The following is a 15579-nucleotide window of genomic DNA, read 5'->3' as shown; positions in this document are numbered from 1 at the left end:
TTGGACGCTGACCACTGGTTGGGCATTGACATTACCGTCGATGCTACGCCAATCCGCCAGGCACACCCGTCAACGCGATAGTCGGGGTCTGTAGGAACGTTCCGATACAAACGCTCAATTCATACGCCCGTTTGATTTGGGTACGTCACCTTCACGGAATTTCCGACAATTGTCAATCGCCCTAAACAAGCGTTTGAACGGGACTCCCCGGTCATTTCCGTACCGCACGGATCCGCAACACGGCGCTGCATGAGCAACCATTCATAGAATCAATAATTAGAAAAGTCGCCCTAATTCCAACCGCAACGGATTCAACCGACTACGCTGGTGACAACACATTTGAGCGCTTTATGCGAAGGTCGTTTCGAATGAACGACCTGAAGAATTGTTTACCGGCCTGCCTGGCCATCCAGCCCGATGAGTCTGTCGGGCTTTTTTATGCGTCAAGCCAACGCCTTGAGCACCGCTGAAATGTCCTGCAAGACACTGGCGTCGCCTTTTTCGCCCCAGTACAGCGCAATCATCTGCCGGTCAGCCTCGACCTTGTAGACATTGGCCGGCAATGTCCTGAAATGACTGAGCAACGATTCATCCTGGCAGGTTTCCTGCCATTGATTCACCCACACACCAGGCGCCTTTTGCCAATAACTCCAACTGGCCGGCTGATTGCCCCGCCGGGCTCGGTGGTATTGCGCACACGGGTTTGGCGGCGGCTGGCCAAGCCAGTGAGGCCAGTCCTGTGGAGTCAATTGCATGGCCAGCCCGAGGCGTCGCGCCTCCATGCGAAGGGCCATGCGCCCGTTCTGTGCACGGGACGGCCGCAACCATGCCAGGGGGCTTAATACCACCAACAGGATTGACACCACTATCCAGACCGTCATATCTGTACTCCCGAATTCTGATGAGCCCGTTGACCTGCGTCGCCGTCAATGCGCTTGAAACCAGCCATACTTACCGTATCGCCATTCTCTGGAGTGCTTTCCATGTACTACGAACACATCCTGGTCGCCGTCGACCTTACTGAAGAATGCGATCCAGTCGTCAAGCGAGCTCTCGCCCTGTGCGAAGGCCGGGAAAACAAACTGTCGCTGGTGCATATCGTCGAACCGATGGCCATGGCCTTCGGCGGTGACGTTCCGATGGATCTTTCCCAGTTGCAGCAGCAACAGTTCGACCAAGCCAAGGAACGTCTTGACCGGCTGATCGTGAAATATCCTGCGTTGAAAAAGGAGAACAGCCACCTGACCTACGGCCAGCCGCGCCAGGAGATCCATCACCTGGCCAAGGAACAGGGCTGCGACCTGATCGTCGTCGGCAGCCATGGCCGCCACGGTTTGGCATTGTTGCTTGGCTCCACCGCCAACGATGTGCTGCATGGCGCGCCTTGCGATGTGCTGGCTGTGCACCTGATCAAGCGCACATAAACCCCAGACCCTGACCTTGTGGGAGCGAGCTTGCTCGCGATAGCGGTGTGACAGTCAGCATCAATGCTGCTGATCTACCGCTATCGCGAGCAAGCTCGCTCCCACAGGGACCGGGATTTCTATCTCAAGAGATCAAGCGTCCAGCTCGGCCCAGCGCTCGACCAATGCATCCAGCTCGGTCTGCAGCTGTTCCAACTGCGCGATAACCTTGGCGGTTTCGGCAGCAGGCCGCTGGTAGAATCCCGCGTCGGCCATCTCGGCCTCCACCGCGGCAATCTGCTGCTCCTTCGCGTCGATATCGCCTGGCAGGGCTTCCAGCTCACGCTGCAGCTTGTAGCTGAGCTTTTTCTTCGCCGGGACCGGCGCGGCAGCGGTGGCAACCGGCGCCGGCTCGGCCTTGACGACCGCCGAATTCAGGTCGGCCTTGCCCGACTTGCTCTCCGTCACGCCCAGCAGGCGCGGCGAGCCGCCCTGGCGCAGCCAATCCTGGTAGCCGCCGACATATTCGCGAACCAACCCTTCACCTTCGAACACCAGGGTGCTGGTGACCACGTTGTCGAGGAAGGCCCGGTCGTGACTGACCATCAGCACGGTGCCGTTGAAGGTCAACAGCACCTCTTCCAGCAGCTCGAGGGTTTCCACGTCGAGGTCGTTGGTCGGTTCGTCGAGTACCAGCAGGTTCGCTGGCTTGCTGAACAGCTTGGCCAGCAACAGACGGGCGCGCTCACCACCTGACAGTGCCTTGACCGGCGTACGGGCACGCTGGGGGCTGAACAGAAAATCGCCGAGATAACTCAATACGTGGCGGCTCTGGCCATCGATGTCGATGAAATCGCGACCTTCGGCCACGTTGTCGATCACGGTCTTTTCCAGGTCCAACTGATGGCGCAACTGGTCGAAGTAGGCGACATCGATCTTCGTCCCCTCTTCCACTTTGCCACTGGTCGGCACCAGGCCGCCGAGCATCAGCTTGAGCAACGTGGTCTTGCCGGTCCCGTTGGCACCAAGCAGGCCGATCCGGTCGCCGCGCTGCAGGACCATGGAGAAATCCTTGATCAGGAACGGGCCGTCCGGGTGAGCGAAGCTGACGTTCTCCAGCACCATGACCTGCTTGCCGGATTTATCTGCCGTTTCCAGCTGGATATTGGCCTTGCCGGTGCGCTCGCGACGTTCGCTGCGCTCCACACGCAACGCCTTGAGGGCACGCACGCGCCCTTCGTTACGGGTGCGTCGGGCCTTGATGCCCTGGCGGATCCAGACTTCTTCCTGGGCCAGGCGCTTGTCGAACAACGCATTGGCGGTTTCTTCCGCTGCCAGCGCCGCTTCCTTGTGCACCAGGAAACTGGCGTAGTCGCCATTCCAGTCGATCAGGCCGCCACGATCCAGTTCGAGGATGCGGGTTGCCAGGTTCTGCAGGAAAGAACGGTCGTGGGTGATGAACAGCACGGCCCCCTGGAAGTCTTTCAACGCTTCTTCAAGCCAGGCGATGGCGCCGATGTCCAGGTGGTTGGTCGGTTCGTCGAGCAGCAAAAGATCCGGCTCGGACACCAGGGCCTGCGCCAGCAGGACGCGACGACGCCAGCCACCGGACAGCTCCGCCAGGGTCTTGTCGGCGGGCAGTTGCAAACGGCTCAGCGTGCTGTCGACCAATTGCTGCAGGCGCCAGCCATCGCGGGCTTCGAGGTCGTGCTGGACATGCATCAATTTGTCCAGGTCGGCATCGGTGACGATGTTCTGGCTCAGGTGGTGATATTCGGCCAATAACGCGCCGACGCCATCCAGGCCCTCGGCGACCACGTCGAACACGGTCCGCTCGTCGGCCACCGGCAGTTCCTGGGGCAATTCGCCGATTTTCAGGCCGGGCGCGCGCCAGACAGAGCCGTCGTCAGGCTTCTGGTCGCCCTTGACCAGCTTCATCATGCTGGACTTGCCAGTGCCGTTGCGGCCGATGATGCACACCCGCTCTCCACGGGCGATCTGCCAGGACACCTTGTCCAACAACGGCATCGCGCCGAAAGCAAGGGACACATCGCTGAATTTGAGCAGGGTCATGAGCTTCTCCAAAAACTGGGCGCGCATTCTACCTGAGAAGAGACCTCAAAGGTCCGTCAATTTCGTCGCCGAAGCACTCTGTACAACAAATGTCGCGAAGTTTTGCCAACGGCCCCGCAAAGCTTTCGCCGGTTGCTGGCAAAAGGCTAAGCTACAGCCAGTTACCCTCGGTTTCCCCTTGGGCTTGTCATGTTTTTTTCTGCCCGGACGTATCATGCGCAGTCGCCTTTTCAGTGTCTTATCTTGTTTATTTGTGTGTGCCACTGCCGTTCAATCCGCCCAGGCGGTGGATATCTCTACCCAGCGCCAGTACTACGATGAGGCCAAGCGTGCCTTGGCCAAAGGTGATTCAGGCCCCTATTTTCGCTACAGCCAGGCCCTGCGCGATTATCCGCTGGAGCCGTACCTGGCCTATGACGAACTGACCGCTCGCCTCAAGAGCGCGAGCAATCCCGAAATCGAGAAATTTCTCGCCGAGCACGGCGACCTGCCCCAGGCCAACTGGATGAAGCTGCGCTGGTTGCGCTGGCTGGCGGAACGGGGCGACTGGGCGACCTTCGTCAAATACTACGACCCCAAGCTCAACTTCACCGAACTGGACTGCCTCAACGCCCAATACCAGCTCGAGCACGGGCAGAAGGCCGAAGGCTACGCCGCCACGGAAAAACTCTGGCTCAGCGGCAAATCCCAGCCAGCCACCTGCGATGCGCTGTTTGGCGTGTGGGCTGCACAAGGCCAACTGACCGAGCAGAAACGCTGGGAGCGAACCAAGCTGGCCGCCCAGGCGCGCAATTACCCCTTGGCCAACAGTCTGGTCAGCGGCCTGACCACCCTGGCTCCCCGGGGCAAATTGCTGGTCGACGTGGCGCAGAAGCCCGAGTTGCTCAACCAGCCTTCTCGCTTCACGCCCGCCGATGAGCCGATGTCCGACATCGTCAGCCTTGGCCTGCGTCGCCTGGCGCGCCAGGACCCGGAAAAAGCCATGACGCTGCTGGACGGCTACGCCAGCACCATGCGTTTCTCCCGGGATGAGAAAGTCGCCATTGCTCGGGAAATCGGCCTGACCCTGGCCAAGCGCTTCGACAGTCGCGCCTTGGACGTCATGACCAAATACGATCCGGAACTGCGGGACGACACCGTGTCGGAATGGCGCTTGCGCCTGTTGCTGCGCCTGGCCCGCTGGGACGATGCCTATCAACTGACCCGTCGCCTGCCCGAGTCGCTGGCCTCCACCAATCGCTGGCGCTACTGGCAGGCCCGCAGCCTGGAACTGGCGCAGCCGCAGAATCCCGAAGCGCTGACACTCTATAAACACCTGGCCCGCGAACGGGACTTCTATGGGTTCCTGGCCGCCGACCGCTCCCAATCACCCTACTCGCTGACCAACAAGCCACTGGTCATGAGCCAGGCGCTGATCAACAAGGTGCGCAATACGCCCGGCGTCCGCCGAGCGCTGGAGTTTCACGCCCGGGGCGACATCGTCGATGGGCGTCGCGAGTGGTATCACGTCAGCCGGCATTTCAACCGGGACGAAATGGTCGCCCAGGCAAAACTGGCCTACGACTTGAAATGGTATTTCCCGGCCATCCGCACCATCAGCCAGGCCAAGTACTGGGATGACTTGGACATCCGCTTCCCGATGGCGCACCGCGACACGCTGGTGCGCGAAGCCAAGATCCGCGGCTTGCATCCGAGCTGGGCGTTCGCCATCACCCGGCAGGAAAGCGCCTTCATGGACGACGCCCGCTCCGGTGTCGGTGCCAGCGGCCTCATGCAGTTGATGCCTGGCACCGCCAAGGAGACCGCACGCAAGTTCAACATCCCCCTGGCATCGCCCCAGCAAGTCCTGAACCCGGACAAGAACATCCAGCTTGGCGCGGCCTACCTGAGCCAGGTCCACAGCCAATTCAACGGCAACCGCGTCCTCGCCTCCGCCGCGTACAACGCCGGGCCTGGCCGCGTTCGCCAGTGGCTGCGCGGCGCGGACCACCTGAGCTTCGACGTCTGGGTCGAAAGCATTCCCTTCGACGAAACCCGCCAGTACGTGCAGAACGTACTGTCCTATTCGGTGATCTACGGCCAGAAACTCAACTCGCCGCAGCCGCTGGTGGACTGGCATGAGCGGTATTTTGATGATCAGTGAGTATTAGCGAGACGCTGTTCCTGAGAAGAAAAAATGCCCGCATCGAAAGATGCGGGCATTTTTGGTCGGTTACTTGGTCGGTTGCTGGACCTTGTGGGAGCGAGCTTGCTCGCGATGGCGTCGGCACCTTAAACATGGATGCAAGCTGACCCACCGCTATCGCGAGCAAGCTCGCTCCCACAGGGGATTCGTGTGGACGCGCGCTCAGTCGGCTGCCGAATCCAAGCCAACGTTGAACTGCAACGCCGCCAACCGCGCATACAACGCATTGCTGGCAACCAACTCCTGGTGGGTGCCCACGGCGACCACTTTGCCCTGGTCCATCACGGCGATCCGGTCGGCATTTTTCACCGTGGCCAAGCGGTGGGCGATGACCAGGGTGGTGCGGTTTTTCATCAGGCTGGGCAGGGCTTGCTGGATGAGATGTTCGCTTTGGGCATCGAGGGCACTGGTGGCCTCGTCCAGGAGCAGGATCGGCGCATCCACCAACAATGCCCGGGCGATAGCCAGGCGTTGGCGCTGGCCGCCGGACAATCCGAGGCCGCCATCGCCCAGGTGGGTCTGGTAGCCGTCAGGCATCTTTTCGATGAAGTCGTGGGCATGGGCGATCTGCGCCGCCTCGCGCACCTGCTCGGACGTCGCCTGCGGGTTGCCGTAGCGGATGTTCTCTTCCACCGTGCCGAAAAACAGCGCTGGATTTTGCGATACCAGGGCGAAATGACGGCGCAGGTCCAGCGGATCGACCAAGGTCAACGGCACGTCGTCGATGAGGATTTGCCCTTGCGCCGGATCGTAGAAGCGCAGCAGCAGGTCATACACCGTTGACTTGCCCGCGCCGGATGGTCCGACGAGGGCCAGGGTCTCGCCCGCCTTGATACTCAGGTCGAGACCATCGACCGCATAGCTGTCTGGCCGGGATGGATAGGAAAAACGCACGCCTTCGAGACGCAGGTCACCCCGGACCCGCTCGGGCAAGGTCACGAGACCGAAAGCCGGTGGCTGGATGATATTTTCCGAGCGCAGCAATTCGGCAATGCGCTCCGCCGCGCCGGCCGCCCGCTGCAGCTCGCCAATCACCTCGCTCAGGGTGCCGAAGGCGCTGCCGACGATGAGGCTGTAGAACACGAACGCCGCCAGCTCACCGCCGGAAATCCGCCCGGCGATCACATCCATGCCGCCGACCCAGAGCATCACCCCCACGGCCCCCAGCACGAGCACGATCACCAGCGTGATCAGCCAGGCACGCTGGGCGATGCGCTTGCGGGCCGTCTCGAAGGCCTGCTCCACGGTCACGGAAAATCGCTGCTCATCCTGGACTTGGTGGTTATAGGCCTGCACGGTCTTGATCTGGCCCAGGGTTTCGGAAACGTAGCTGCCGACGTCAGCAATGCGATCCTGGCTCTGGCGCGAAAGACTGCGCACTCGGCGGCCGAACACCAGGATCGGCGCCAGTACCAGTGGCAAGGCAATCACCACGATGCTGGTCAGCTTGGGGTTGGTGATGAACAGCAGCACGATGCCGCCAACCACCATCAAGGCGTTGCGCAAGAACAACGACAGCGAAGAACCGATCACCGATTGCAGCAAGGTCGTGTCGGCGGTCAGCCGTGACTGGATTTCCGAACTACGGTTGTTCTCGTAGAAGCCCGGGTGCAAATACACCAAGTGATTGAACACCTGCCGCCGGATATCGGCCACCACGCGCTCGCCAATCCATGACACCAGGTAGAAACGTGCAAACGTACCGATCGCCAGGCCAAGCACCAGCACCATGAACAAGCCGATGGACTGATTGAGCAGGTGCGGTGAACGGGTCATGAAGCCTTGGTCCACCAACAGACGGATCCCTTGACCCATGGACAATGTAATACCGGCCGTGACGATCAGGGCCAGTAACGCTCCGGCGACCTGCTTGCGATAGGGAGCGATGAAGCCGCTGGCCAGGCGTATGGCGCGGCGATGTCGGGAAGAAAGCATCAAGATCGTCCGATAATGGAGCACAAAGGAGGTCGGCCGAAAGCACCGAAGCGCAGCGGAACCAACGTGAAACGAAATGAGTCAGGTTAAATATGACCACCGATACTAATGCCTAGATGTTATCGGTCTAACGTCTGGCTGGAAACGCATGCGTGTTTCTGGTTGAGTGGGGCTGTCGTCATGAACCTTCAAGGAGTGTCATGGCTCGGTCACCTGGCGACACTACGATAGGCACGCAACCTGATGAGGAGACAGGCCATGTCCTTGCAACACAGCAGCGACGACAAGATTCAAGTGATCCGCACGCAACCGGACCAGTCCCTGGGCTGCTCGTTCATCGATGCCCAAGGGCGCGAGGTTCCGATCACCGAAGACATGATCCAGAAAGCCTGCAGCGAGCTGGAAAAACGACTGGTCAAACCTGCCGAACAAAAGTGATACAGCCCGTCTTCAATTGAACCCGACCTTGATGTCGGGTTTTTTATACCTGCTGATGTTGCAGATTCTTGTGGCGAGGGAGCTTGCTCCCGCTGGGACGGTCCGACGCTTCGGGCGAAGCAACCCCATTGCCTGGACGAGCGCCGAAAAGCGACGACTGCTTCGCAGCCGAACGGGAGCAAGCTCCCTCGCCACAAGAGCGCTCCACGCTTAAATGGCAGTAGCGCCCAGCGCCGTCGCGATCTGCTGCAAGGCCGCCGATTGCCCTTCGATACGCACCTTCAAGCTGTCGATCTCCCGACGTGGTGGGTAATGCTTGCGCAACGCATCAAAAGCACTGCGCTGTTCGGCCACCGTACCGATCAGGCTGCGGCGAAAATCTGCATCGTCACGGCGTGGGTCGTACACGCTCCGGCACAGCGCCGCCAGCGCCCAGGCCGGGTCGGTGTCGGCGTCAAGGGTGATGCCTCCAAGCCAGGGCCTGGGCAGCAGATCGGCCAGGCTGACTTCGACTGGCTGCCCAAGAAAATCGCACAAGGCCTGGTAGATCTGCGCCGTGCCGCGCTGGCGACCGTCAAGGCTGTAGCCGGCGATGTGCGGGGTGGCGATCACGCAGAGGTCGGCCAGGTCGACATCCACCGTCGGCTCCTGCTCCCACACGTCCAACACGGCCTGCAGGTCTTCACGCTCCAGCAGCACCTCGCGCAACGCGCTGTTGTCGATGACCGGCCCGCGCGCGGCATTGATCAGCCAAGTGCCCGGCTTGAGGCGGTTCAATCGTTGCTCGTCAAAAAGGTGCCAGGTCGGTTGCTCGCCATCGCGGGTCAAGGGCGTATGCAAGCTGATGACATCACATTGCTCGACGATCTGCTCCAGGCTCACATAATCACCGCCCTCCGCGGCCTGGCGAGGCGGATCGCAGACTTTCACAGTCCAGCCCAGGCCCTTGAGCACTTCGATCAACCGCCCACCCACCTGCCCCGCGCCGATTACGCCAAAAGTTCGCTGCGCAAGATCCGCGCCTTCGATTTCCGCCAGGGTCATGAGGCTGCCCAGCACATAGTCCACCACCCCACGGGCGTTGCAGCCCGGGGCACTGGCCCAGCGAATACCAGCCTCGGCCAGATAATCCAGGTCCAGATGATCAGTGCCGATCGTGCAGGTGCCAACGAAACGCACCTGGCTGCCTTCCAGCAGCGCCCGATTGACCTGGCTGACCGAACGCACCAGTAACACATCGGCGTGCTCGACCATCGACCGATCGATCCCTCGGCCCGGCACCCGGCGGATCTCACCGAAGCCTTGGAAAAACGCATCGAGCAAGGGAATATTTTCGTCGGCAACGATCAGCATGGCGGAGCTCCTTTGGCGGGATGGGCAGTGTAGGCGTTCCTCGCCTCGATGGGCCAGCCCATTGCTTCATTGTGGCGAGGGAGCTTGCTCCCGTTCGGCTGCACAGCAGTCGTCAAGGTAATCGGGCCTGCTTCGCAGTCCAGCGGGAGCAAGCTCCCTCGCCACAAGGTATTCACCCGCCAAATCCTCCCAAGAGAGAGTGATTACAAATCCCCAACACAGGTTTTTTCCTGACCACTGCGTCAAGGCGTAGAATTCGCCGCCTTGTGTTCAATCTTTCGGACGCTGCGCCTGTGAATCCCGTCATCGAAACCCCCAACGCCCTCTCCCGCCCGGCCCGGGTTCGCCTGGAGCTCAAGACGCTGCTCGCCCTGGCCTTGCCGATCATGGTGGCGCAATTGGCGACCACCGCCATGGGTTTTGTCGATGCGGTGATGGCCGGCCGCGTCGGCCCACGGGACCTGGCGGCAGTGGCGCTGGGTAATTCGATCTGGGTGCCGGTGTTCCTGCTGATGACCGGCACGCTGCTGGCAACCACACCGAAAGTGGCCCAGCGCTTCGGCGCCGGTACGTTCGACGAGATCGGACCGCTGGTGCGCCAGGCGCTGTGGCTGGCGCTGGTGGTGGGATTGATCGCGACCCTGGCCCTGTTTAGCGCCGAGCCGATCCTGCACATCATGAAAGTCGATCCGGAACTGATCGGCCCTTGCATGGAATACCTGCGGGGCATCGGCACCGGTCTGCCGGCGGTGGCGCTCTATTACGTGCTGCGCTGTTTCAGCGACGGCTTGGGTCGTACGCGACCGGCAATGGTGCTGGGGCTATGCGGATTGGGCCTGAACATTCCGCTCAATTACATCTTCATCTATGGACACCTGGGCGTCCCGGCCATGGGCGGGGTCGGTTGTGGCTGGGCCACGGCCATCGTGATGTGGTTCATGGCGGCGGGCATGGCGGTCTGGACATTCCGGGCCCCGGCCTATCAATCGAGCCGCTTGTTCACTCGTTTCGACTGGCCGCAATGGTCGGTGATCAAGCGTCTGCTGGGCATCGGCCTGCCGATTGGCATCGCGGTGTTCGCCGAATCGAGCATTTTCGCTGTGATCGCCCTGCTGATCGGCAGCCTCGGCGCCACGGTGGTGGCCGGGCATCAGATCGCGCTGAACTTCAGCTCGCTGGTGTTCATGATCCCCTACTCCCTGGGCATGGCCGTGACAGTACGGGTAGGCCAGGCGCTGGGGCGCAGCCAGCCCCGGGAAGCGCGTTTCGCCGCAGGCGTCGGCATGGGCACGGCCCTGGCGTACGCCTGCCTGTCAGCGAGCCTGATGTTCGCGCTGCGTGAGCCTATCGCCGCGATCTACACCGCCGATCCGAGAGTGATCGAAGTGGCGTCGATGCTGATCGTGTATGCGGCGCTGTTCCAGTTTTCCGATGCGATCCAGGTCACGGCGGCGGGTGCATTGCGCGGCTACCAGGACACCCGGGTGACGATGATCCTGACCCTGTTCGCCTATTGGGGCATCGGCCTGCCGGTGGGTTACGCCCTGGGCCTGACCGACTGGCTCGGCGCCCCCAGCGGCCCGAGCGGATTGTGGCAAGGCTTGATTGCAGGCTTGAGCTGCGCGGCGCTGATGCTGTCGATCCGCCTGGCACGCAGCGCGCGCAAGCAGATCCGCTTTAGCCGCTCGACGGGTTAAGCGAGCTTCTTGCGGATCCAGTAGAGATAGGTGCCGGCGCTCTCCTGCTGGGCCACCAGTTCGTGGTCCAGGAACACGCAAAACTTGGGGATGTCGCGGCGCGTCGAGGGATCGGTGGCGATGACTTTCAGCAGGCCACCGGGGGCCAGGTCGCGGATGTGCTGGTGCAGCATCATCACCGGCTCCGGGCAATTGAGGCCCGTGGCATCCAGCGTACCGTCGACCGGCGTGTCGTTCATTTCACTCATGTTCTACTCCTGGAACTGGCCGGCATTGTCGCGCAATGTCGGCGCTCGGTCACCCCTGGTTCGACACTGCACCCTGTGGGAGCGAGCTTGCTCGCGATGGCGTCGACACATTTAACATTGATGCAAGCTGACCCACCGCTATCGCGAGCAAGCTCGCTCCCACAGAGGATTTCACTGGCTTCAAAGGATTAGCGGGACTTCGGCTTCTTGGTATCCAACCGCCGCAGATGGCACGTCACCTCTTCACGGTCGTGGTACAGCTGCTTGCAGCCGATTTCGACCTTGATGCCCCGGGCCTTGAAGCCCTCGGCGATGCGTTCGAGCAGGCGCTTGACCTCGGCGTAACGCTGTTTCATCGGCAGCTTGAGGTTGACCACGGCCTCGCGGCAATGCCCTTCGCCAATCCACTCCTCCAGCATCGCCGCGTTGCGCGCCGGCTTCTCGACGATGTCGCAGACCATCCAGTCCACCGGCTGCTTGGGCTTGAACGTGAAACCGTCCGCCATCAAGTGCTGCACCAGGCCGGTGTCCATCAGGCTTTCGGCCATCGGGCCGTTGTCGATGGCCGTGACCAACATGCCGCGATTGACCAATTGCCAGGTCCAGCCACCCGGCGCGGCGCCAAGGTCCACGCCCGTCATGTCGCTGTGCAAACGCTCGTCCCACTGGTCCCGAGGAATGAAATGATGCCAAGCCTCTTCGAGCTTGAGCGTCGAGCGGCTTGGCGCTTCCCGGGGGAACTTCAAACGCGGGATGCCCATCGGCCACATGGCCGAGTTATCCGCTTGCGCCAGGCCGAGGAACACTTCGCGACCGCTCTTGAAAGTCAGCAGCAGACGCGGCTTATGCGGGTCGTCCACCAGCTTGCCGGCCCCGATCAAGGCCTTGCGCAGCGGGCCTTCGAATTTCTTGCAGAAGTTCGACAGCTCCTTGCCGTCGTTGGTGTCAACCACTTCCAGCCACAGGCTGCCGCACGTCGGGAATGCCGCCATGTTGGCCAGGATGACACTGATGCGGTCGGTTTCCGGCAACTCGATGAACGTGCCGCGGGCCCACTGGCGCGGGAAAATCAGCTCGGCAAAACGCTGTCCCCGCATCAGCCGCTCGGCGCCATCCTCTTCCGTGCAGACAAATTCGGCGCAGGCACTGGCCGGCTTGGCCTTGGCGTAGCCTGCCACGTTGAGCCGCGCGGCATGTTCGGCGATCTCGGAACAGACCTCGCCTTCGAAGCCGGGCCGGCAGTGCATAAAAAGCGTATTCATTGAAACCCCGTAGCAAAGCCTGTCACGAAAACCGGCGCATGATAGCGGAGTTCGGAACCGCGAACCTTCCAATAGAGTCCAGTGATTAGTCATACGCTCAAAACAGGGCTAGGTTAAAGGCTCTGTCCGTTCCGTCAGTCCGTAGCCGTGCGGACTCAAAGGAGTGATTTCAATGCCGTCCCTCGATAGCCTGAAAACCCTTAAGACACTGCAAGTCGATGCCAGGACCTACCATTATTTCAGCCTGCCGGATGCAGCGCGAAACCTGGGCGACCTGGACAAATTACCCATGTCCCTCAAGGTGCTGCTGGAAAACCTGCTGCGCTGGGAAGATGAAAAAACCGTCACCGGCACCGACCTCAAGGCCCTGGCGGGCTGGCTCAAAGAGCGTCGTTCCGACCGCGAGATCCAATACCGCCCGGCGCGGGTGCTGATGCAGGACTTTACCGGCGTCCCCGCGGTGGTCGACCTGGCCGCCATGCGCGCCGCCGTGGAAAAGGCCGGCGGCGATCCCCAGCGGATCAACCCGCTGTCACCGGTTGACCTGGTGATCGACCACTCGGTGATGGTGGACAAGTTCGCCAGCCGACAGGCATTCGAGCAGAACGTCGACATCGAAATGCAGCGCAACGGTGAACGCTACGCGTTCCTGCGCTGGGGCCAGAGCGCCTTCGACAATTTCAGCGTGGTGCCACCTGGCACCGGTATCTGCCACCAGGTCAATCTCGAATACCTGGGCCGCACCGTCTGGACCAAAGAAGAAGACGGCCGCACCTACGCCTTCCCCGACACCCTGGTAGGCACCGACTCCCACACCACCATGATCAACGGCCTCGGCGTGCTGGGCTGGGGTGTCGGCGGGATCGAGGCGGAAGCGGCGATGCTCGGCCAGCCGGTGTCGATGCTGATCCCCGAAGTCATCGGCTTCAAACTGGTCGGCAAGCTGCGCGAAGGCATCACCGCCACCGACCTGGTGCTGACCGTCACGCAGATGCTGCGCAAGAAAGGCGTGGTGGGCAAATTCGTCGAGTTCTATGGCGATGGCCTGGCCGACCTGCCCCTGGCCGACCGCGCCACCATTGCCAACATGGCCCCGGAATACGGTGCCACTTGCGGCTTTTTCCCGGTGGACGATGTGACATTGGACTACTTGCGCCTGTCCGGCCGTCCGACGGAAACCGTGAAGCTGGTGGAAGCCTATTGCAAGGCCCAGGGGCTGTGGCGCCTGCCCGGTCAGGAACCGGTGTTCACCGACACGCTGGAATTGGACATGGGCAGCGTCGAAGCCAGCCTCGCCGGCCCCAAGCGTCCACAGGACCGAGTGGCACTGCCGAATGTCGGCCAGGCCTTCAGCGACTTCCTCGGGTTGCAAGTCAAACCCACCAGCAAGGAAGAAGGTCGCCTGGAAAGCGAGGGCGGCGGAGGCGTCGCGGTGGGCAACGCCGATCAGGTGGGTGAAGCGGAGTATGAATTCGAAGGCCAGACCCATCGGCTGAAAAACGGCGCGGTGGTCATCGCGGCGATTACGTCCTGCACCAACACCTCTAACCCCAGCGTGATGATGGCCGCCGGGTTGCTGGCGAAAAAAGCCGTGGAAAAAGGCCTGGTCCGCAAGCCTTGGGTCAAGAGTTCCTTGGCGCCGGGCTCGAAGGTGGTCACCGATTACTACAACGCCGCGGGCCTGACCGAATACCTCGACAAGCTCGGTTTCGACCTGGTGGGTTACGGTTGCACGACCTGTATCGGCAACTCAGGGCCCCTGCCCGACCCGATTGAGAAAGCCATCCAGAAAGCAGACCTGACCGTGGCGTCGGTGCTGTCGGGCAACCGCAACTTCGAAGGCCGTGTGCATCCGCTGGTGAAAACCAACTGGCTGGCTTCACCGCCGCTGGTCGTCGCCTACGCCCTGGCCGGCACCGTGCGCATCGACATCAGCAGCGAACCGCTGGGCAATGATCGCGACGGCAACCCTGTCTACCTTCGGGACATCTGGCCGAGCAGCAAGGAAGTCGCCGACGCCGTGGCCAAGGTCGACACCGGCATGTTCCACAAGGAATATGCCGCCGTGTTCGCCGGCGACGAACAATGGCAAGCGATTGAAGTGCCACAAGCCGCCACGTACGTCTGGCAAGCCGACTCGACCTATATTCAACACCCACCGTTTTTTGATGACATTGGCGGCCCACCACCCGCCGTCAAGAATGTCGAAGGCGCGCGGGTGCTCGCGCTGCTGGGAGACTCGGTGACTACCGACCATATCTCCCCGGCCGGCAATATCAAGGCGGACAGCCCGGCCGGCCGCTACCTGCGTGAACAGGGCGTGGAGCCTCGGGACTTCAACTCCTACGGCTCGCGACGGGGCAACCACCAGGTGATGATGCGAGGTACCTTTGCCAATATCCGTATCCGCAACGAGATGCTCGGCGGGGAAGAAGGCGGCAACACGGTCTATATCCCCAACGGCGAACGCATGTCGATCTATGATGCCGCAATGTTGTACCAGGCGACCGGCACGCCATTGGTGGTGATCGCCGGACAGGAATACGGCACCGGCTCGAGCCGGGACTGGGCCGCCAAAGGCACTAACCTGCTCGGGGTCAAGGCGGTGATCGCCGAGAGTTTCGAGCGCATCCACCGTTCCAACCTGGTGGGCATGGGCGTATTGCCACTGCAGTTCAAGCTTGATCAGAATCGCAAGAGCCTGAACCTCACCGGCAAGGAAACCCTGGACATCCTCGGCCTGAGCGACACCGAGCTGACGCCGCGCATGAACCTGCCCGTGGTCATTACCCGCGAAGACGGCAGCCAGGAGCGGATCGAAGTGCTGTGCCGGATTGATACTTTGAACGAGGTGGAATATTTCAAGGCCGGCGGGATCCTGCACTTTGTCCTACGGCAATTAATTACAGGATAAAAAGAAGCGTCTTACGAAAACACCGTCTCATTTGGGCGGTGTTTTCGTATGGGTCTGCCTATAATCCCGCC

General features: G+C 61.5%; 11 protein-coding genes. 5 read left to right on the top strand and 6 right to left on the bottom strand.

Annotated elements, in window-relative coordinates:
- Positions 1-443: 443 nt before the first annotated feature.
- Positions 444-881: a hypothetical protein gene (locus JMN22_RS10990; protein WP_198797748.1), complete on the bottom strand. Its 438-nt coding sequence runs from the start codon at positions 879-881 to the stop codon at positions 444-446.
- Between the two features lie 102 nt (positions 882-983).
- Here JMN22_RS10990 and JMN22_RS10985 point away from each other — a divergent pair, with 102 nt between their 5' ends.
- A complete protein-coding gene (locus tag JMN22_RS10985; protein WP_030139946.1) occupies positions 984-1424 on the top strand; it encodes a universal stress protein in 441 nt (146 codons plus the stop codon).
- 132 nt (positions 1425-1556) lie between these two features.
- On the opposite strand, the gene JMN22_RS10980 is transcribed toward JMN22_RS10985, so the two are convergent.
- Complete coding sequence (locus JMN22_RS10980) at positions 1557-3476, bottom strand: ATP-binding cassette domain-containing protein (protein WP_030140919.1); 1920 nt, start codon at positions 3474-3476, stop codon at positions 1557-1559.
- Positions 3477-3690: 214 nt separating this feature from the next.
- On the opposite strand from JMN22_RS10980, the gene JMN22_RS10975 reads away from it, so the two are divergent.
- Positions 3691-5619: a transglycosylase SLT domain-containing protein gene (locus tag JMN22_RS10975; RefSeq protein WP_030140918.1), complete on the top strand. Its 1929-nt coding sequence runs from the start codon at positions 3691-3693 to the stop codon at positions 5617-5619.
- 204 nt (positions 5620-5823) lie between these two features.
- Here the strand turns inward: JMN22_RS10975 and JMN22_RS10970 are convergent, their stop codons facing one another.
- Positions 5824-7596, bottom strand: coding sequence for an ABC transporter transmembrane domain-containing protein (locus JMN22_RS10970; protein WP_030140917.1), 1773 nt, complete (start codon positions 7594-7596; stop codon positions 5824-5826).
- A gap of 258 nt (positions 7597-7854) precedes the next feature.
- On the opposite strand from JMN22_RS10970, the gene JMN22_RS10965 reads away from it, so the two are divergent.
- Positions 7855-8034: a PA1571 family protein gene (locus tag JMN22_RS10965; RefSeq protein ID WP_003199629.1), complete on the top strand. Its 180-nt coding sequence runs from the start codon at positions 7855-7857 to the stop codon at positions 8032-8034.
- A gap of 210 nt (positions 8035-8244) precedes the next feature.
- On the opposite strand, the gene pdxB is transcribed toward JMN22_RS10965, so the two are convergent.
- The gene (gene pdxB / locus JMN22_RS10960) at positions 8245-9387 is read right to left on the bottom strand and encodes a 4-phosphoerythronate dehydrogenase PdxB (protein WP_198797749.1); all 1143 of its coding nucleotides are present in this window, start codon (positions 9385-9387) and stop codon (positions 8245-8247) included.
- Positions 9388-9680: 293 nt separating this feature from the next.
- On the opposite strand from pdxB, the gene JMN22_RS10955 reads away from it, so the two are divergent.
- Positions 9681-11084: an MATE family efflux transporter gene (locus tag JMN22_RS10955; RefSeq protein ID WP_198797750.1), complete on the top strand. Its 1404-nt coding sequence runs from the start codon at positions 9681-9683 to the stop codon at positions 11082-11084.
- Here the strand turns inward: JMN22_RS10955 and tusA are convergent.
- Positions 11081-11332, bottom strand: a complete 252-nt coding sequence (tusA, locus tag JMN22_RS10950) for a sulfurtransferase TusA (protein ID WP_030140914.1) — start codon at positions 11330-11332, stop codon at positions 11081-11083. The genes JMN22_RS10955 and tusA overlap by 4 nt on opposite strands.
- Positions 11333-11520: 188 nt before the next feature.
- The gene (gene rlmM, locus JMN22_RS10945) at positions 11521-12594 is read right to left on the bottom strand and encodes a 23S rRNA (cytidine(2498)-2'-O)-methyltransferase RlmM (RefSeq protein WP_198797751.1); all 1074 of its coding nucleotides are present in this window, start codon (positions 12592-12594) and stop codon (positions 11521-11523) included.
- 172 nt (positions 12595-12766) lie between these two features.
- On the opposite strand from rlmM, the gene acnA reads away from it, so the two are divergent.
- Positions 12767-15508, top strand: coding sequence for an aconitate hydratase AcnA (gene acnA, locus JMN22_RS10940; protein ID WP_198797752.1), 2742 nt, complete (start codon positions 12767-12769; stop codon positions 15506-15508).
- The last annotated feature ends 71 nt before the right edge of the window (positions 15509-15579 follow it).

Source organism: Pseudomonas sp. HB05 (assembly GCF_016756915.1).
GTDB classification, from domain to species: domain Bacteria; phylum Pseudomonadota; class Gammaproteobacteria; order Pseudomonadales; family Pseudomonadaceae; genus Aquipseudomonas; species Aquipseudomonas alvandae.
This window is presented reverse-complemented; position numbering and strand designations above follow the sequence as displayed.

Excerpts from the sequence above, each read along its gene's own strand:
- JMN22_RS10990 (WP_198797748.1), bottom strand. The coding sequence starts at position 881 with ATGACGGTCTGGATAGTGGTGTCAATCCTGTTGGTGGTATTAAGCCCC.
- JMN22_RS10985 (WP_030139946.1), top strand. The coding sequence starts at position 984 with ATGTACTACGAACACATCCTGGTCGCCGTCGACCTTACTGAAGAATGC.
- JMN22_RS10980 (WP_030140919.1), bottom strand. The coding sequence starts at position 3,476 with ATGACCCTGCTCAAATTCAGCGATGTGTCCCTTGCTTTCGGCGCGATG.
- JMN22_RS10975 (WP_030140918.1), top strand. The coding sequence starts at position 3,691 with ATGCGCAGTCGCCTTTTCAGTGTCTTATCTTGTTTATTTGTGTGTGCC.
- JMN22_RS10970 (WP_030140917.1), bottom strand. The coding sequence starts at position 7,596 with ATGCTTTCTTCCCGACATCGCCGCGCCATACGCCTGGCCAGCGGCTTC.
- JMN22_RS10965 (WP_003199629.1), top strand. The coding sequence starts at position 7,855 with ATGTCCTTGCAACACAGCAGCGACGACAAGATTCAAGTGATCCGCACG.
- pdxB (WP_198797749.1), bottom strand. The coding sequence starts at position 9,387 with ATGCTGATCGTTGCCGACGAAAATATTCCCTTGCTCGATGCGTTTTTC.
- tusA (WP_030140914.1), bottom strand. The coding sequence starts at position 11,332 with ATGAGTGAAATGAACGACACGCCGGTCGACGGTACGCTGGATGCCACG.
- rlmM (WP_198797751.1), bottom strand. The coding sequence starts at position 12,594 with ATGAATACGCTTTTTATGCACTGCCGGCCCGGCTTCGAAGGCGAGGTC.
- acnA (WP_198797752.1), top strand. The coding sequence starts at position 12,767 with ATGCCGTCCCTCGATAGCCTGAAAACCCTTAAGACACTGCAAGTCGAT.